This window comes from Amycolatopsis orientalis DSM 40040 = KCTC 9412 (assembly GCF_000478275.1).
GTDB lineage: Bacteria > Actinomycetota > Actinomycetes > Mycobacteriales > Pseudonocardiaceae > Amycolatopsis > Amycolatopsis orientalis.
Genome location: NZ_ASJB01000015.1, coordinates 345206 through 362006 on the forward strand (window position 1 = coordinate 345206; position 16801 = coordinate 362006).

The 16801-nt window shown below is 70.2% G+C and carries 17 protein-coding genes; 5 read left to right on the forward strand and 12 right to left on the reverse strand.

Features of this window, described 5'->3' with window-relative positions:
* Window positions 1-20 precede the first annotated feature (20 nt).
* A complete protein-coding gene (gene nrdR, locus L324_RS04035) occupies window positions 21-509 on the reverse strand; it encodes a transcriptional regulator NrdR (RefSeq protein ID WP_037304189.1) in 489 nt (162 codons plus the stop codon).
* 301 nt (window positions 510-810) lie between these two features.
* Window positions 811-1305: a LysM peptidoglycan-binding domain-containing protein gene (locus tag L324_RS43415; protein WP_037304464.1), complete on the reverse strand. Its 495-nt coding sequence runs from the start codon at window positions 1303-1305 to the stop codon at window positions 811-813.
* Window positions 1306-1639: 334 nt separating this feature from the next.
* Here L324_RS43415 and lexA point away from each other — a divergent pair, with 334 nt between their 5' ends.
* Window positions 1640-2356, forward strand: a complete 717-nt coding sequence (gene lexA / locus L324_RS04045) for a transcriptional repressor LexA (protein ID WP_037304190.1) — start codon at window positions 1640-1642, stop codon at window positions 2354-2356.
* Window positions 2357-2465: 109 nt separating this feature from the next.
* On the opposite strand, the gene L324_RS04050 is transcribed toward lexA, so the two are convergent.
* From L324_RS04050 to L324_RS04060, 3 genes are all read right to left on the reverse strand, one after another.
* Window positions 2466-3467 (reverse strand): SdiA-regulated/phytase-like domain-containing protein, encoded by a 1002-nt coding sequence (locus L324_RS04050; protein WP_037304191.1) that lies wholly within the window; start codon window positions 3465-3467, stop codon window positions 2466-2468.
* Between the two features lie 220 nt (window positions 3468-3687).
* Window positions 3688-5121: a GTPase HflX gene (hflX, locus tag L324_RS04055; protein WP_037304192.1), complete on the reverse strand. Its 1434-nt coding sequence runs from the start codon at window positions 5119-5121 to the stop codon at window positions 3688-3690.
* A gap of 43 nt (window positions 5122-5164) precedes the next feature.
* Window positions 5165-5662, reverse strand: coding sequence for an ArsR/SmtB family transcription factor (locus tag L324_RS04060; RefSeq protein WP_037304193.1), 498 nt, complete (start codon window positions 5660-5662; stop codon window positions 5165-5167).
* 61 nt (window positions 5663-5723) lie between these two features.
* Here L324_RS04060 and L324_RS04065 point away from each other — a divergent pair, with 61 nt between their 5' ends.
* Complete coding sequence (locus L324_RS04065; protein WP_037304194.1) at window positions 5724-6980, forward strand: MFS transporter; 1257 nt, start codon at window positions 5724-5726, stop codon at window positions 6978-6980.
* Here the strand turns inward: L324_RS04065 and dapF are convergent.
* Genes dapF through L324_RS04080 form a run of 3 tightly spaced genes read right to left on the reverse strand, consistent with a single transcriptional unit; the run spans window position 6977 to window position 9403 of the window.
* On the reverse strand, window positions 6977-7804 hold the full coding sequence (dapF, locus tag L324_RS04070; protein ID WP_081736178.1) for a diaminopimelate epimerase: 828 nt from the start codon (window positions 7802-7804) through the stop codon (window positions 6977-6979). The two genes, L324_RS04065 and dapF, sit on opposite strands and share 4 nt — an antisense overlap.
* A gap of 10 nt (window positions 7805-7814) precedes the next feature.
* Window positions 7815-8717, reverse strand: coding sequence for a tRNA (adenosine(37)-N6)-dimethylallyltransferase MiaA (gene miaA / locus L324_RS04075; protein WP_173426343.1), 903 nt, complete (start codon window positions 8715-8717; stop codon window positions 7815-7817).
* A complete protein-coding gene (locus tag L324_RS04080) occupies window positions 8714-9403 on the reverse strand; it encodes a class III extradiol ring-cleavage dioxygenase family protein (RefSeq protein ID WP_037304195.1) in 690 nt (229 codons plus the stop codon). Before L324_RS04080 ends, miaA begins: the two co-directional genes overlap by 4 nt.
* Window positions 9404-9638: 235 nt before the next feature.
* On the opposite strand from L324_RS04080, the gene L324_RS04085 reads away from it, so the two are divergent.
* Window positions 9639-10952, forward strand: coding sequence for a DUF349 domain-containing protein (locus L324_RS04085; RefSeq protein ID WP_037304196.1), 1314 nt, complete (start codon window positions 9639-9641; stop codon window positions 10950-10952).
* 188 nt (window positions 10953-11140) lie between these two features.
* Complete coding sequence (locus L324_RS04090; RefSeq protein WP_037304197.1) at window positions 11141-11596, forward strand: hypothetical protein; 456 nt, start codon at window positions 11141-11143, stop codon at window positions 11594-11596.
* Here L324_RS04090 and L324_RS04095 read toward each other — a convergent pair.
* Both L324_RS04095 and miaB read right to left on the reverse strand, forming a co-directional pair.
* The gene (locus L324_RS04095) at window positions 11593-12063 is read right to left on the reverse strand and encodes an Rv2732c family membrane protein (protein WP_037304198.1); all 471 of its coding nucleotides are present in this window, start codon (window positions 12061-12063) and stop codon (window positions 11593-11595) included. The two genes, L324_RS04090 and L324_RS04095, sit on opposite strands and share 4 nt — an antisense overlap.
* Window positions 12051-13565: a tRNA (N6-isopentenyl adenosine(37)-C2)-methylthiotransferase MiaB gene (gene miaB / locus L324_RS04100; RefSeq protein ID WP_173426345.1), complete on the reverse strand. Its 1515-nt coding sequence runs from the start codon at window positions 13563-13565 to the stop codon at window positions 12051-12053. Before miaB ends, L324_RS04095 begins: the two co-directional genes overlap by 13 nt.
* Before the next feature lie 16 nt (window positions 13566-13581).
* Between miaB and L324_RS04105 the strand changes: the two genes are divergently transcribed.
* Complete coding sequence (locus tag L324_RS04105; protein ID WP_152546675.1) at window positions 13582-14487, forward strand: TAXI family TRAP transporter solute-binding subunit; 906 nt, start codon at window positions 13582-13584, stop codon at window positions 14485-14487.
* Here L324_RS04105 and L324_RS04110 read toward each other — a convergent pair.
* Window positions 14477-15886, reverse strand: coding sequence for a sensor histidine kinase (locus L324_RS04110; protein ID WP_037304203.1), 1410 nt, complete (start codon window positions 15884-15886; stop codon window positions 14477-14479). The two genes, L324_RS04105 and L324_RS04110, sit on opposite strands and share 11 nt — an antisense overlap.
* A 4-nt stretch (window positions 15887-15890) precedes the next feature.
* Window positions 15891-16580: a response regulator transcription factor gene (locus L324_RS04115; RefSeq protein WP_037304205.1), complete on the reverse strand. Its 690-nt coding sequence runs from the start codon at window positions 16578-16580 to the stop codon at window positions 15891-15893.
* Between the last annotated feature and the right edge of the window lie 221 nt (window positions 16581-16801).

Consider the following 16801-nt stretch of genomic DNA (forward strand, 5'->3'; position numbering starts at 1 on the left):
CTCCCACGCGGGAGGCGGCATCAGCCGTCTTTCGCGTCTTGATCGCTCTCGTCCGGTGCGGCAGCCATGGCCTCACGAAGGTCCGAGATCTCCTTCTCGAAGTCCTCGACCGAGGAGAAGGAGCGGTAGACACTGGCGAACCGGAGATACGCGACGCCGTCGAGTTCACGCAGGGGGCCCAGGATCGCCAGGCCTACCTCGTGACTCGGGATCTCCGCCAGCCCCGCCGACCGGATCGATTCCTCGACCCGCTGCGCGAGCTGCTGCAGCGCGTCGTCGTCGACCGGCCTGCCCTGGCAGGCGCGTCGCACCCCCCGGACCACCTTGTCCCGGCTGAACTGCTCGGTGACCCCGGACCGCTTGACGACGGCGAGCACCATCGTCTCCGAAGTGGTGAAGCGCCGGCCGCAAGCGGCGCACGAGCGCCTCCGCCGGATCGCCTGACCCTCATCCACCTCTCGGGAGTCGACGACCCGAGAGTCCGCATGCCGGCAGAACGGGCACCTCATCCGCCGATCACCTTCCCCTCCGCGCCGGCCGGTCCCCGAGTGGACGCCCGCCCCATCGCCACGCAACGACGGGAAAGATCGATCTGTGGATCGGTCTGTGGACATCCGGTGGGTGAACACCGGCCAGCTGTGGACAACTGATACCGAGTCTACCCCAAGCTATGGACCAACTACAGCCATGTAACTACTACATATAGCGGTGGAGACTAGATCGCAGGTGAGGCGCACGCAAGCGCAACCACGGGGCCGATCGGACACGAAAGGGGACATCACCCGCGGTGGGTGAGAGTGGCTTCCAGGCTCACCTCCCACCCTCGGCGACGTCGGCCGCGACCGGCACCGTGAGCGGCAGTCCGGGCACGAGAACGGCGTCTTGCAGGGAGTTGAGCTCCTTGATCTTGGCGACGACCGCGCCAGTGTCGCTTCCTGGCGCGAATCGCGCCGCGAGATCCGACAGCGACTCACCGCCCGAAACGGACACCGTGGTGGTCCGCTCGGGCACCGCGGCGCCGGGAGTGCCCGCCAAGAACAGACCCAATCCGGTGACGACGCCGGCGACGAGAAGAGCCATCGCGACCAGGGACGGCCAGCGGAGCGGGAGCCTCCGGGGCGCCGGACAGCCCGGGGAGGCGGTGGCGACGCCGGGGCGGCGGCCCGCCACGACCCGCGCCCGTGACGGCGGCCGCAGCGACTCGGCACGCCCGCCGCGAACCACCCGTACGGGCCGGGTGACCCCTGCCGGAACGGGCCCGGGGGCACTGGTTCGCACCAGTCCTCGATCGGCCAGGATCGACATCGGAACCTCCTCGCAGTCCTGCTTCACTCAGGTCCAGCGCCGGGCGGGCCCGGCGATCAAGATCGAACACGCGTTCTATCGAACGCCCGTGCGAATGTGTACCACCTCCCCCCGACAAAAATCGAGCGACACGGCGTGTCCATCGAACAGATGTTTGAAATCGTCGTCCCGGCGGGCTAACGTCGTTGACCAGGGCGTCTGCTGTGCGGACGCCGCCGGTGCCATGGGGCGGTGAAGATCGTCCGTCACCGGCGAAGACAGACGAGGACACGCGAAGTCGGTCCGGGCGACCGGACGTACTGGGAGGCGACGCAGGAGATGAAGGAGCGAGACGGTGGCTAAGGAGAGCAAGGCGGGGAACGCGCCTAGGCGCTCGGGCAAGGTGCGCGCCTTGCCCGAGGTCTACGAGGTGGACGAGACCCTGACCGTGCGGCAGCAGCAGGTGCTCGACGTGATCAAGCTGTGGGTGAGCCGGTTCGGCTACCCGCCGAGTGTGCGTGAGATCGGCGAGGCGGTCGGGCTGACCTCCACCTCGTCGGTGTCGCACCAGTTGCAGGCCCTGCAGCGCAAGGGTTATCTGCGACGCGACCCGAACCGCCCGCGGGCGGTGGGTGTTCTCGCCGCGACGGACGACAACCCGATGGGCATCGACGTCGAGCAGCCGCCGTCGGCTGCGAAGGCCGCGTATGTGCCGCTCGTCGGCCGCATCGCCGCCGGTGGGCCGGTGCTGGCCGAGCAGGCGATCGAAGACGTCTTCCCGCTGCCGCGGGAGATCGTCGGCGAGGGTGAGCTGTTCCTGCTCAGCGTCACCGGTGACTCGATGGTCGACGCCGCCATCACCGACGGCGACTGGGTGGTCGTGCGCCAGCAGCCCACGGCCGATCCCGGCGAGATCGTGGCGGCGATGATCGACGGCGAAGCCACGGTCAAGACGTTCAAGCGCAAGGACGGCCACATCTGGCTGATGCCGCACAACGAGGCGTACGAGCCCATCCCGGGTGACGACGCCACGATCCTCGGCAAGGTCGTCGCCGTTCTTCGCAGGCTTTAGTCAGGAGCCCTTTCAGTCCAGAGCTGGAGCACGCCGGGATCCCGGGTCAGGAGACCACGGGTCAGACCCGGCAAGCTTCGGCCGGCTCGACCACCGCTTCACGAGTCGGTCAGGCCCGCCGCTTGCGGAGCCTGCCGACCAGGAGCAGGCCGCCGATCACCACGATCGCGGCGATACCGGCCTGCGCGTACGGGAAGTCGGATCCCTGGCCCTTGCCACCGGCCGCGGCGGTCCCGCCCGAGGTGCCGCCCGTGGCCGCGGCGAGTGCCGCCGCGCCCTTCACCGCGCGGATCTGCTCTCCGACCCCCTCCCCGCCGGACAGCAGGGTCCCGTCCGGATCGAAGGCGAGCGCCTCCCCCTGCTTCTCGTTCGGCAGGGGCACGCGCAGGGGTTCTCGTTGCAGCGCACCCGCCAGGTCGCCGTCGGTGACGGCGTAGAGATAAGCGTCGGTGTAGGTGCGCAGCGCGACCACCGACCCGTCGGCCATCGACGCCGCCCCGGTCACCGTCATCGAACCGATCGAGCCGACCGGCCCACCCGGGGTCGAGGTTTCCTTGATCTGCAACGAACCCACGCTTTCCAGCGGGGTCGGGCCGGGACTGGCGAGCGGACCGGTGGGCCGGTAGACCTTCGCGTCGCCGAAGACGTCCTTGGTGATCAGGTACGGCGTACCCGAACGGTCCATGATCAGCGCTTCGACGTCGTGCTGGCCGTCGGGGTAGGTGAGCCGGTGCAAGGTCGCCTTGCCCTGCGGGGTCAGGGAGATCAGGGCGACGGTGTCCCGCTTCTTGCGGTTGTCGCCGGTGTCGGAGAGCCAGAAGGTGCCGTCGGCGGTGCGGGCGAGGTCTTCGGGATCGTAGGGATCCGTCGGGGACGAGATGACCTTCTGCACCTTGCAGTCGCGGCCGAGTACGAAGATTTGCGTCTTGGTGCCGCCGTCGTTGAGGGCGTACAGGTGCTCGCCGTCCGAAACGAGGCCGGACAGCTCGCTGAGCCGGGAATCGCGGTTCGCGCACACCGGCTGCGGTGCCGGGACCTCCTGTGCCATGGCGGGAGCCGTCCCGCCGACGAACGTCCCCAGCACGACCGCCGCCGCGACAATCCCCCGCACATCCACCTCCGTACCGTGGAACCCCTGAAGCCCCACACTACGGAGACGTCCGAGACGGCGTGCAGTTGACTCGTGAGTGGTAAGTGACGTTAGAACGGCACTTGCCACTCACGACCACCCCGACACACGCCCGCGCACCAAGGAGGAGCTGAAGGGCCACGCAGCCGGTACAGGGCTCGTGAGTGGTAATGACGGTTAGAACCGTCATTACCACTCACGACTACAGAGGTGAGCCGTTCGTCTGGAAGTCGCTCAGCGCCGCGGCCAGCTCGGGCCGTCCCCGGACGAGCAACCGCGTGCCGGTCTCGACGTGCTCCTCTTCCAGCACCTCGCCGTCGGCGTGGGCGCGGGAGACGAGTTCGCCCCGCGAGTAGGGGATCAGCACCTCTACCACGATCTCCGGCCTCGGCAGCCGCTCCGCGATCGCCTCGGCCAGCTCCGTGATCCCGGTGCCGGTCCGCGCCGACACCTGCACCGAACCGGCCAGCTGGTGCCGCAACCGGGCCAGCGACACCTCGTCGGCGGCGTCGGCCTTGTTGATCACCAGCAGCTCCGGCGGAAGCGGTTCGGAACGGCGCTTCGTGATCTCCGCGAGCACCTCACGCACCGCGTTGACCTGCTCTTCCGGCGTCGGGTCGGCCCCGTCGACGACGTGCACGAGCAGATCGGCGCTCGCCGCCTCCTCCAGCGTCGAGCGGAACGCGTCCACCAGCTGGTGCGGCAGGTGCCGGACGAAACCGACGGTGTCGGTCAGCGTGTAGGTGCGTCCGTCGGGCGTCTGAGCCCGCCGGGTCGTCGGGTCCAGCGTGGCGAACAGCGCGTCCTCGACCAGCACCCCGGCGCCGGTCAGGGCGTTGAGCAGGCTCGACTTGCCGGCGTTGGTGTAGCCGACGATCGCGACGCTCGGCACCTCGTTGGCCACCCGGCGACCGCGTTTGGTCTCGCGGATGGTGTCCATCGCGGCGATCTCCCGGCGCAGCTTCGAGACGCGCTTGCTGATCCGCCGCCGGTCGGTTTCGAGCTTCGTCTCACCGGGACCACGCAGGCCCACCCCGCCGTTGGCGCCACCGGCGCGGCCACCGGCCTGCCGGGACAGCGCCGCACCCCACCCGCGCAGCCGCGGGATCAGGTACTGCAGCTGGGCCAGCTCGACCTGTGCCTTGCCTTCCTTGGAGCTCGCGTGCTGCGCGAAGATGTCGAGGATCAGGGCGGTGCGGTCGATGACCTTCACCTTGACCTTCTCCTCCAGCTGGCGCAGCTGGCCGGGCGAGAGTTCACCGTCGCAGATCACCGTGTCGGCCCCGGTGGCCTCCACGATGCCGCGCAGTTCCTTGACCTTGCCCGAGCCGATGTAGGTGGCGGGATCCGGGCGGATCCGCCGCTGCACCAGGCCTTCCAGCACCTCGGAGCCTGCCGTTTCGGCCAGCCGGGCGAGTTCGGCGAGCGAGGCCTCGGACTGGAGGGCGCTGCCCTCCGTCCACACACCGACCAGAACGACGCGCTCCAGGCGCAGCTGCCGGTATTCGACCTCGGTGACATCCGCGAGTTCGGTGGACAGGCCCGCTACCCGGCGGAGCGAGGCGCGGTCCTCGAGCTCCAGTTCGCCGGTCGAAGGGTCCATGTCGTTCAGATCGTTGTGTGTCAGTTCCGTCATCGTGCCTCCATGGTCCCACGTTTCGGCGGCGGGACCGAATTCATTACCTGCTGGGATACTTCGACAGGTAGATGGCCGTGCGTTTCGCGTCCGGGTCGACCGGCCGGGAGATGAAGTCGTCGAGAAGCTCCATCAGCCGTGTTTCGAACTCCGCGATCTGCTCGTCCGGTACCTGGACGACCATGCGCGTCTGCTGCACCTCGTCGAATCCCACGTCGGCGATCTCGGCCAGGTATGCCTCGAAGATCGCCTGATCGATCCCCCTGTCGCGGGAATCAAGATGCCAGGACAACCCGGTCGAGCGATACGGAATTTCTTTCGCACCGCGCGTGCCGCGTCTCGGCGGGAGCGCTTCGAGGAACCCGGTGTCGACGAGCTTGCGGACATGGTGAAGCGTCGTCGCCGGGTCGCGGTCGAGCCGCTCGGCGAGTTCCTTGTTGGTCAGCGCCTCGGAATAGGTCAACCGGATGATGCGCAGCCTTATTCCGGAGGCCATCGCGGCGATCTCGGCCTCGGTGGCGGCGCGTCGTTGAGTGGGCACGGGGACAGCCTAAGGCGATAAGTGATTGACAGTTTCCAATCACTCGGGCCAAGGTGGCGGAGTGCGCAGAGACTCCCTCTTCTTCCACGCGGACTTCCGGCGGCTCTGGGCCGGCGACACGGCCAGTCAGGTCGGCGCTTTCGCCGGTCACACGGTGATCCCCCTGCTCGCGGCCACCGTGCTGGCGGCGACGCCGTTCCAGATGGGCCTGCTGACCGCGGCCGAGACCGTCGCGTTCCTGATCATCGGCCTGCCCGCCGGGGTCTGGGTGGACCGGCTGCGGCGGCGGACGCTGATGCTGCGGGCCGACTTCGTCCGCGCGGCGCTGCTGTTCACCGTCCCGCTCGCCTGGTGGGCGGGGGTCCTTTCGCTGACGCAGCTGATCGTGGTCGCCACGCTCGTCGGCGTCGCGACGGTGTTCTTCGACGTCGCGTACCAGTCGTATCTGCCGTCACTGGTCGGCCGGGAGCAGCTGCTCGAAGGCAACGCGAAACTCCAGGCCAGCCAGTCGGTCGCGTTCCTGACCGGCCCCGGGATCGGCGGCGGGCTGGTGCAGCTGGCCGGCGCGGCCAACGCCGTGCTGATGACCGGGGTGGGTTTCCTGACCTCCGCGCTGTGCCTGCTGCGGATCCGCACCGTCGAAGAGGTGCCCGAGCGGCAGGAAGACGCGAAGCTGCTCCCCCAGATCGCCGAGGGATTGCGGTTCGTGTTCACCGACGCGGCCCTGCGCTCGATCGTCGCCTGCACCGCGACCGCCAACCTGTTCAACGGCGCCTTCACCGCGGTGGAGATCCTGTTCCTGAACCGGGAACTCGGTCTGTCACCGGCGGCCGTCGGCCTCGTACTGGCGACCGGTGGCGTGGGCGGGATCATCGGGGCGATCGTGGCCGGGCGCATCACCCGGCGGATCGGGCAGGCGCGGTCGATCTGGTTCGTCCCGTTGCTGACCTGGCCGTTCCAGCTGCTGCTCCCGCTGGCCGCGCCGGGCTGGCGGATCGTGCTTTTCCCCGCGGCGCTGGCGATCGCGGGGTTCGGGATCATCGTCTACAACGTCGCGCAGGTCTCGTACCGCCAGGCCGTCTGCCCGGACAGGCTGCTCGGCCGGATGAACGCCAGCGTGCGCTTCGTGGTGTGGGGGATGCTGCCGCTGGGCGGGCTGATCGGCGGTGTGCTGGGTGAGGCGATCGGGATCCGGGGGACGCTGTGGTTCGTCGCGGTCGGCGAGACGGCCGCGTTGCTGTGGGTGGTCTTCTCGCCGATCCGGAAGCTTCGCGACCTTCCCAAAGAGCCGGTCGCGGTCGGCCAGAAGATGGCCTAAGCGCCGAGCCCGGCCCACCAGGTTTCGTCGAGTTCGCCGCGGGCGACGATCTCCGCCGGTCCGGTCAGCGTGGACGCGCCCCGGCGGATCCCGACCACGACGCGGCCGCCTGGGATGTCGACGGTCGCTTCGCCGGTGTCGGTGCCCGCGAGGTGCAGGGCGGCCGCGACCGCGGCGACCGTGCCGGTGCCGCAGGACCGCGTCTCGCCGACGCCGCGTTCGTGGACGCGCATCTTCAGCGCGTTGTCGCCCAGCAGGTTGATGAACTCGAGGTTCACCCCGTCCGGGAACACGTCGGAGTCGAAGTCCGGCTGGTCACGCAGGTCCAGTTCGTCGACGTCGTCCTCGACGACCGACACCAGATGCGGGTTGCCGACGTTGACCGCGACGCCGGAGAACGGCTTCCCGGCGACCACGGTGACCGAGGTGCCGGTGATCGTCGCCGGTCCCATCAGCACGGTCACCGAACCGTCGTCGTGCAGCTGGACCGGCCGGTCGCCGGCGCGGGTGCCGATGACGAAGTCGTGCTCGGTCACGAGCCCGGAATCGACCAGGTAGCGCACGAAGACGCGGACGCCGTTGCCGCACATCTCGGCGATGGAGCCGTCGGCGTTGCGGTAGTCCATGAACCATTCGCCCGCGGACTCCATGCCCAGGGCGGCCGACCGCACGACGCGCAGCACGCCGTCGGCGCCGAGACCACGCTGGCGATCGCACAGCGCCGCGACCCGCGCCTCGGTCAGCTCGAGGCGGCCTTCAGCGTCGGGAAGCAGCACGAAATCGTTCTGTGTGCCGTGTCCCTTAAGGAATTCGATGCCGCCCATGGCCTCAAGATTACTGGGCCGTCACTTCGAGGACGCGCTCGGCCAGCCGCTCAGAACCGCCGTCGAACCACTCGACGCGCTTGTCCCGCCGGAACCAGGAACGTTGTCTCCGCACGAACCTCCGGGTGGCCTGCGCGGTGGCCTCGGCGGCGGCCCCGAAGTCGCCGTCGCCGTCGAGTGCGGCGATCACCTGCTGGTAGCCCAGCGCCCTCGACGCGGTGAGCCCGTCGCGGAGCCCTTGACCGAGCAGGGTCCGGACCTCGTCGACGAGACCGGTTTCGAACATGATCTCCACGCGCCGGTCGACCCGGGCGTCGAGTTCGGCGGGTTCGCGGTCGACGCCGATCAGGACCGTGCCATAGCGCGCGGGCCCCGGTTTCGGCAGGTTCGCCGAGAACGGTTCGCCGGTGATCGCGATGACCTCCAGCGCGCGCACGATCCGGCGGGTGTTGGTCGGCAGGATGGCCGTGGCGGCGACCGGGTCCAGTTCGGTGAGCCGGGCGTGCATCGCGGCGGCGCCGACCTCGTCGGCTTCGGCGGTCAGCCGGGCGCGCACTTCCGGATCGGTGCCCGGGAACTTGAGGTCGTCGAGCACCGCCTGCACGTAGAGACCCGACCCGCCGGTGAGAATGGGTACCCGGCCGGCCGCGAGAAGCTTTTCGACGCATTGGCGCGCGTCGCGCTGGTACGCGGCCACGGACGCCGTCTCGGTGACGTCGAGGACGTCCAGCAGGTGATGCGGCACGCCTCGCCGCTCCTCGGCGGTCGCCTTGGCCGTCCCGATGTCCATCCCGCGATACAGCTGCAGCGCGTCGGCGTTGACCACTTCACCCCCGAGGGCGAGGGCGAGTTCGACGGCCAGCGCCGTCTTCCCGGTCGCCGTGGGCCCGACGACCGCGACCGGCCGGATCACGCGTGCTCCCAGACGGCGACGTGGTAGCCGACGCCGAACGGCGCGGCCGAGTAGAGGACCTCGGCGCTCCACTCGCCCTCGGCCGCCAGCCCGGCGAGGATCTGCCAGGGCGCCCGGCCGCCCGCGCCGAGTCCGGCGGCGAGGGCCGGGTCGAGCGCGGCCAGCGCGCCGGTGTCGGCCTTGGCCAGCGCGTCGCGAATCCCGGCGTCGAAGCCCTCCGCGCGGTCGTCCTCGCCACCGGGCGACCGCGGACCGTGCCGGCTCGAACCGTCGCCGAGGATCAGCACCGCGGTGGGCTCCCCCAGCTCACGGCCGAGCAGAGCGCATTCGCCGGGCGGGAGCGCGGGATCGACGAGGCGGACCCGGGCCGAGGACGCGTCCGCCTGTGCGCGCAACCAGCCGGCCACGAGCGCGGGCAGCGGCAGTTCGGTTTCGGGGGCTGTCACCCGGCTGAGTGAGACGCCGAGTTCGACGCCGAATCCCCGGAAGGAGCCGCTCGCGTGCTCCGGCACCGCGGGCGCCCCGGCGGCCGCGCCGACCACGAGCCAGTCCGGCGAAGCGCTGGTCAGGCGCTGTACGGCTTGCAGACAGGCTTCGCGCAGCTCGGCGCACTCGTCCGCCGCTCCGGCGGCCAGTTCGGGGATGAGCAGCGGGGGTTGCGGGAGCACGGCGACACGGCGGATCACGGCCGCCGACGTTACCTTCCCGGCCCCGGCGGGCCCGCAACCGACCGACACGGAACGTCCACCGGAAGTAGGATCACTGCCCTCTGGTGGTCCATCCGGTTCCACGGCGGACGCTGAGCTGCTTGAATGCCGCAAGGGGTCGATACCCCGGAAGCAAGACGGCAACGCATTACCCGGCCCCGCCGCTAGGCGGGGCGCCCGCGCCAGCGGGCGTACAGGCGATAAGGAGCCTGCGATGGCCCAGGAGAACACGTCCACCGGTACCCCGGCTCCGCACCCGGTGCCGCACGCGCTCGGTGGCGGGCATCCCGCACCCCCGGTGCCGCCCGCCGAGCCCAGCCCGTCCGCTTGGGGCAGGGTCGACGACGAAGGCACGGTGTACGTCAACACGCCCGACGGCGAACGCGCGGTCGGTGTCTGGCAGGCCGGGAGCCCGGACGAGGGTCTGCTCCACTACGCGCGCCGGTTCGACGACCTGCGCACCGAGGTCGAGCTGCTCGAAACGCGGCTGGAATCCGGCGCGGGCGACCCGAAGCACGCGCTGGCGACGGCCACGCAGCTGCGCGACGGCCTCGCCGAAGCCGCCGTCGTCGGCGACATCGCCGCACTGGGCGGACGTATCGAGCAGGTCATCGCCCACGCCGAAAAGGCGCTGGCCTCAGCCAAGCAGGAACGCGAAGAGGCCCGCGCGGCCGCCGTCGTCCGCAAGCAGGCCCTCGCCGACGAGGCCGAGAAGCTCGCCGCCGAGTCGACCCAGTGGAAGGCCGCCGGCGATCGGCTGCGCGCGATCCTGGACGAGTGGAAGACCGTCAAGGGCGTCGACCGCAAGACCGACGACGAGCTGTGGAAGCGGTTCTCCAAGGCCCGCGAGGCGTTCAACCGGCGCCGCGGGTCGCATTTCGCCGAGCTGGACAAGCAGCGGGCCGGGGCCAAGCAGCGCAAGGAAGAGCTGATCGCCGAAGCCGAAGCGCTGTCGGAGTCCTCGGACTGGGGCGACACAGCGGGCCGCTACAAGGACCTGATGACCGAGTGGAAGGCCGCCGGTCGCGCGCCCAAGGACAGCGACGAAGCGCTCTGGCAGCGTTTCCGGGCCGCGCAGGACAAGTTCTTCGCGCGCCGGTCCTCGGTGTTCTCCGAGCGGGACGCCGAATTCGCGACCAACGCGCAGCGGAAGGAAGAACTGCTCGTCGAGGCCGAGAAGATCGACCCCGCGTCGAACCTCGAAGCGGCGAAGCAGCATCTGCGCCGCATCCAGGAGCAGTGGGACGAGATCGGCAAGGTCCCGCGCGAGCGCATCCGTGAGCTGGACGGGCGCCTGAAGGCCGTGCAGGACGCGGTCAAGTCGGCCGAGGACAGCAAGTGGCGGCGGACCGACCCGGAGGCGCAGGCCAGGGCGGCGCAGTTCCGCGAGCGCGTCGAGCAGTTCGAGTCGCAGGCGGCGAAGGCCCGTGCGGCGGGCGACGAGCGGCGCGCGAAGAAGGCGGACGAGCAGGCCGCGCAGTGGCGTGAGTGGCTCGAGGCGGCGGAAGCGGCCATCGCGGACCGGTAGCTCTTCGCGGCTCTGGGCGGGGCGGTCGTGAGTGGTAATGACGGTTCTAACCGTCATTACCACTCACGAGTCCTGGACCGACTACTTGCGACGGACACAGCCCTCGCTTAATTCCACTGTGGAGGGACGTGTCGCTCGTTAGTGCGTATTCGAGCGCTCTCCGCGCTCAACCGTGCTCAACTTCGATCATGAACCAGACACTGATTCCCCCAGTCCGCCGGGCGCTCGCCGCCCTGGCGATCAGTTGCGCCCTGGTGGCCGGGCTCGCCCCGGCCGCGTCGGCGATCGGTTCTCCGGCACCGGTCCCGGCTTCTCCCGAAATCAGCAAGAAGAAGGTCAAACTCGACGCCTCGCTCAGCAAGAAGCAGGCCAAGGTCAACGAAAACGTCACCCTCAAGGGCACGTTGAAGGAGGAAGGCGCCCGCTCCGACGGGACGGACAGCCTCGAAGCGATCATCGTCCAGCAGCTTCAGGGCAGTGTCTGGGTGAACATCGCCGACACCACCTGCCGGCCGAACTCGACTTTCTCCCTGAGGCTCAGCTTCTCCTTCAGCGCCGTGATCACGCTGAGGGCCTACCACCCCGAGACGACGCTCTACGCGAGCGCGTACACGTCCAGCAACCTCACCCTGCGCGTCGGCTAGCTGCGCGAGAAGGCAGCGCGCATCCAGTACACGGCCAGCGCGACGGTGGCGATCCAGGCGACGATCAGGCCGAAGCCAGGACCGCCACCGGCCGCGCCGGTCGCGTGGGAGGACTGCTGCGACCAGATCGCGAGCAGGCCGTCGACCGAGGCGAACCAGCCGCCCGCGGCGCAGACCCAGGCCAGCCACCAGCGGCGGGTCACCAGCGCGACGGCGGAGGCGAGTACCCCGATCCCGGTGGAGGTCGCGGCGAACAGCTGCGGGATCCCGCCGCCGCGGCCCGCCAGCACCTCCCAGCCGGCGTGGTCACCGACCCAGGGCAGCAGCTGGGCGATCAGCAGCACGAACATCAGCACGGCGATGGAGAAGCCGCGCCTGCCCAGTTCGACCGTCTTGGCCGCGCGCTCGCCGACCTCGTCGATCTCGGCGGCGAGCTGGTCGATCTTCGGTTCGGTCACAGCGCACATCCGCTCACCGGTTCCGGCGTGACGGCCGGGGCACCGAAGCCCGGCAGGCCCAGGGTCACGCCGTTGGTCTTCGGCCGGAGCCCGGCCTCGGAGTTGTCGCCCGCCTTCGTCCGGCGGTGCGACAGCAGATCACCGTCCGCGACGAGGTGGTGCGGGGCGCCGTAGGTCACGACGGTCTCGACGACGTCGCCCGGCCGGACGGCGCGGTCCACCAGCGGTCCCGCCGGTGTGAAGTGGACGAGCCTGCCGTCACGGGCGCGGCCGCTCATCCGGTGCGTCTCGGTGTCCTTGCGGCCCTCGCCGGAGGCGACCAGCAGCTCGACGCGGCGGCCGACGATCTTCTTGTTCTCTTCCCAGGAGATGTCGTTCTGCAGCTTCACGAGCCGTTCGTAGCGCTCCTGCACGACCTCCTTCGGCAGCTGCCCCTCCATCTCGGCCGCGGGCGTACCGGGCCGGATCGAGTACTGGAAGGTGAACGCGCTGGAGAACCGCGCCTGCGCGACGACGTCGAGCGTGGCCTGGAAGTCCTCCTCGGTCTCGCCGGGGAAGCCGACGATGATGTCCGTGGTGATCGCGGCCTCGGGCATCACTTCGCGCACGCGGTCGAGGATCTTGAGATAGCGCGCCGAACGGTAGGACCGTTTCATCTCGCGCAGCACCCGGTCCGAGCCGGACTGCAGCGGCATGTGCAGCTGGTGGCAGACGTTCGGCGTCTCGGCCATCGCGTCGATGACGTCCTCGGTGAACGCCGCCGGATGCGGCGAGGTGAACCGGACCCGCTCCAGGCCCTCCACCGCGCCGCAGGCGCGCAGCAGCTTCCCGAACGCGAGCCGGTCGCCGAATTCGACGCCGTAGGAGTTCACGTTCTGGCCGAGCAGGGTCACTTCGAGGACGCCCTCGGCGACGAGCGCCTCGACCTCGGCCAGGATCTCGCCGGGACGGCGATCGCGTTCCTTGCCGCGCAACGCCGGGACGATGCAGAAGGTGCAGGTGTTGTTGCAGCCCACCGAAATCGACACCCAGCCCGCGTACGCGGACTCGCGCCGGGCCGGCAGCGTCGACGGGAAGGTCTCGAGCGCTTCGAGGATCTCGACCTCGGCCTCGGCGTTGTGCCGCGCGCGTTCCAGCAGCGTCGGCAGCGAACCGATGTTGTGGGTGCCGAACACGACGTCGACCCAGGGCGCGCGTTTGACGATCTCGCCGCGGTCCTTCTGCGCGAGGCAGCCGCCGACGGCGATCTGCATGTCCGGCTTCGCGGTCTTCTGCGGCCGGAGATGGCCGAGGGTGCCGTACAGCTTGTTGTCCGCGTTCTCCCGCACGGCGCAGGTGTTGAACACGATCAGGTCGGGTGTGGCCTCGCCGTCACCCGGAACGTAGCCGGCGTCCTCGAGCTGCCCGGCAAGACGTTCGGAGTCATGCACGTTCATCTGGCAGCCGAAGGTGCGGATCTGGTATGTGCGCGCGCTCATCTCGCCTTCGAGGGTACGCGGGCGGGGTTCCATGGCACGATCGACCCTCATGAGGAGACCGGGTGTGCTGGCGGCGGTGCTCGTCGTGGTGTGCGCCCTGGTCGCCGGGTGCGGGCCGGACCTGTCCGGGGCACACGTGCGGATCGCGGCGGGGCTCAACGGCGGCGTCTACGACAAGCTGGCCGAGGCGCTGGCCGACGCGTGGGCCGCGCAGCTCGGTGCCGAACGGCCCGAGATCCAGGAGACCCAGGGCTCGCCGGACAACATCGGCCGCGTCCGCGCGGGCAAGGCCGACGTCGCCTTCGTGGCCGCCGACGTCGCCACCGAGAAGACCGCCGGGCTGGCCGCGCTGGCCCGGGTGCACGACGACTACCTGCACGTCGTCGTCCGGGCCGACTCCACGATCACCTCGTTCGCACAGCTGCGGGGCCTCAAGGTCGCGATCGGCTCCCCCGACTCCGGCGTCGAGTTCCTGTCGAAACAGCTGCTCGAGGTGTCCGGGCTGACCGGCGCGGTGGACCGGCGCAACCTCGGGCTCACCGAAGCGCTCCCCGCGCTGGAGAACCGCCAGATCGACGCCGTCATCTGGTCCGGTGGCCTGCCGACGCCGTCGATCACGGAGCGCGCGAGCAAGGTCCGGCTGCTCGACATCACCGATCTCGCGGACGACCTGCGCGCGAGGAATCCGGTGTACCGCACGGCGACCATCCCGGTGACGGCCTATCACCTGCAGGCGCCGGTGACCACGCTCGTGCTGCCGAACTTCCTGGTCGTACCGGCCACGATGCCGGACGACCTCGCGGAAGCGCTGGTCCGCGGGCTGTTCGACGCACGCGGTGAGCTGGTCAAGGCCGCCGGGGCCGCGTTGTCGATCGACGTCCACCCGGCCATCGAGACCTCGCCGCTGCCGCTGCATCCCGGCGCGCTGCGCTACTTCCGCTCGCTCAAGGACTGACGACAGGCAGCGTCACGGTCACTTCGAGCCCGCCGCCCTCGGGTGAGCCGAGCCGCAGCGAGCCGTCGGAGCGGGCCATGATCTCGGTGACGATCGCCAGGCCCAGCCCGGATCCGGGGACGTTCTGATGCGAGGTGCTGCGCCAGAACCGGTCCGCGGCCCGCTCGAGTTCGTCTTCGCGCAGGCCGGGCCCGTGGTCGCGGACGGCGATGTCGACCTTCCCGTCCGCCTCGGTGACGGTGACCCGCACCTCGGTCCCCGGCTCGGTGAACTTCAGCGCGTTGTCCAGCAGCGCGTCGAGCACCACTTCGAGCCCGCGCGCCGGGGTGAGCACCCGCAGCCCGCCGCCGAGCCCGGACGCGGTCAGCGAGATGTCCCTGGTCCGGCCGACCACCGTCCAGTCGGCGACCCGGGCACCCACCACCTCGTCGAGGGCGACCGGCACCAGTTCTCCGCCCGAGGCCTCGGCGCGGGCCAAAGAGAGGAGTTCGTCGAGGATCTGGTTCAGCCGCCGCGCGTCCACGACGGCGGCTTCGAGGTCGGCCGCGGCCAGATCGTCGTCGACGTGCCCGTCGAGGTTGCCGAGCCGGATCTTCAGCGCGGTCAGCGGGTTCCGCAGCTGGTGGGAGGCATCGGCGACGAAGGCACGCTGCGCCGAGAGTGCCTCGTCGACGCTCGCGGCCATCCGGTCGAAGGACCGTTCGAGCTGCCGCAGTTCCGGCGGCCCGCCCGTCTCCCCCACCCGCTGCACCTCCCGGCCGCTGACGACGGCGGCGACCAGTTCCCCGGTCGCCTCGTCCAAGCGGCGGACCGGACGCAGGATCCAGCGCACCACCGGCACGGCGATGACCAGCGCGAACCCGAACGCCAGCACGGCGCCCGCCGCGATGAGCAGCCACCACCACAGCAGCTCGGTCCGGGCGCGTTCGGTCGAGGACAGGGTGATCACCGCGCCCCGCACCTCGCCGTCGATGAGGATCGGTTCGGCGAGCACCAGAGGCTCGGTGTTCCACGGCATCAGCAGCGGGCCGGGTTCCGACCGCCGTCCGGCCAGCGCCGCCTGGATATGCGAGGCGATGGCGGCGTCCTTCAGGTTGATCCGGGCGGCCGCGCCGGGTCCGCCGAGCGCGCTCACCACGGCCTCGCCGTCCTGGTCGACGATCACCACCGGGACGTTGTAGACCTCGGTGTAGCGGCGGAGTTCGTCCTCGATCAGGTCCGGCCGGTTCTCCACCAGCGGGCGCTGCGCCAGCGAAGCGAATCGCGAGGTGTCGGTGAGCCTGTCGAGGAAGAGGTCGAGCTGCACACTGGCCGCCACGCTGAGCGCGAGCGGGATGCCGAGGCCGAACACGAGCGCCGCGACCAGCGTCAGCACGATCGCCTGGAGCCGGACGCGCACCGGCTCAGCCCTCTTCCGCCGGGCCGTAGGCGCCGCCGAGGCGGTACCCGACGCCGCGGACGGTCTCGATCATCGCGGGCCTGCCCAGTTTGGTGCGCAGGGTGGCGACGTGGACGTCGAGCGAGCGGCTCTCCGCGGGACCGCGGTGTCCCCAGACCTCACTGAGCACGTGGTCACGGGCGCAGACCGCGCCGCGCGCGGAGACCACCAGCGCGAGCACCTGGAACTCCTTGCGGGACAACGAAACCGGCTGCCCGTCGACCTGCACCTCATGTCGCCCGATATCGACCGAGACATCACCCGCCCGGATGACCCCGGCCGGTTCGGAGGCGGCCGGGCGCTCGCCCCGGCGGCGGCGCACGGCCTCGACCCGGGCGACGAGTTCGTCGACGTCGTAGGGCTTCACCAGGTAGTCGTCGGCGCCGGACCGCAGGCCCTGGATCCGGTCGTCGACCTCTCCCCGCGCCGAAACGACGATCACCGCGACGTCACTGACCGCGCGGATCCGGCGACACAGCACGATCCCGTCGACGTCGGGAAGCCCCAGGTCGAGCAGGACGACGTCGACCTCGTGCACCAGGTCGAGCACCCCGGCGCCGGAGGCAAGGCGTTTGATCGTCAGGCCACGCCGGGTCAGCGCGGGCGTCAAGGCACCCGCGACCCGGTCGTCGTCCTCCACCAGCAGTACCCGCACCCGTGTTTCCCTTTCACGCCATCCCCGCACAGCGACGACTGGAAGAACGACTCTATGGGGTGAGTCACCTCCCGCGCTGCCCGTACCGCTGGGCCGTCCGGCCCAGTGAGTGACCTGCCGCACGCGGTAACGGTCACGATGCGTCACAGATCTTGTGTGACCCCGCTTACGGGACACCCCCGCCTTGTCTAGGCTGATCAGCGCCGGACGGGCGTGACCGG

Bases quoted from the DNA above. Each gene is read 5' to 3' on its own strand.
- nrdR (WP_037304189.1), bottom strand. From the start codon at position 509: ATGAGGTGCCCGTTCTGCCGGCATGCGGACTCTCGGGTCGTCGACTCC.
- L324_RS43415 (WP_037304464.1), bottom strand. From the start codon at position 1,305: ATGTCGATCCTGGCCGATCGAGGACTGGTGCGAACCAGTGCCCCCGGG.
- hflX (WP_037304192.1), bottom strand. From the start codon at position 5,121: ATGACGGAACTGACACACAACGATCTGAACGACATGGACCCTTCGACC.
- dapF (WP_081736178.1), bottom strand. From the start codon at position 7,804: ATGGGCGGCATCGAATTCCTTAAGGGACACGGCACACAGAACGATTTC.
- L324_RS04085 (WP_037304196.1), top strand. From the start codon at position 9,639: ATGGCCCAGGAGAACACGTCCACCGGTACCCCGGCTCCGCACCCGGTG.
- L324_RS04090 (WP_037304197.1), top strand. From the start codon at position 11,141: ATGAACCAGACACTGATTCCCCCAGTCCGCCGGGCGCTCGCCGCCCTG.
- L324_RS04095 (WP_037304198.1), bottom strand. From the start codon at position 12,063: ATGTGCGCTGTGACCGAACCGAAGATCGACCAGCTCGCCGCCGAGATC.
- miaB (WP_173426345.1), bottom strand. From the start codon at position 13,565: ATGGAACCCCGCCCGCGTACCCTCGAAGGCGAGATGAGCGCGCGCACA.
- L324_RS04105 (WP_152546675.1), top strand. From the start codon at position 13,582: ATGAGGAGACCGGGTGTGCTGGCGGCGGTGCTCGTCGTGGTGTGCGCC.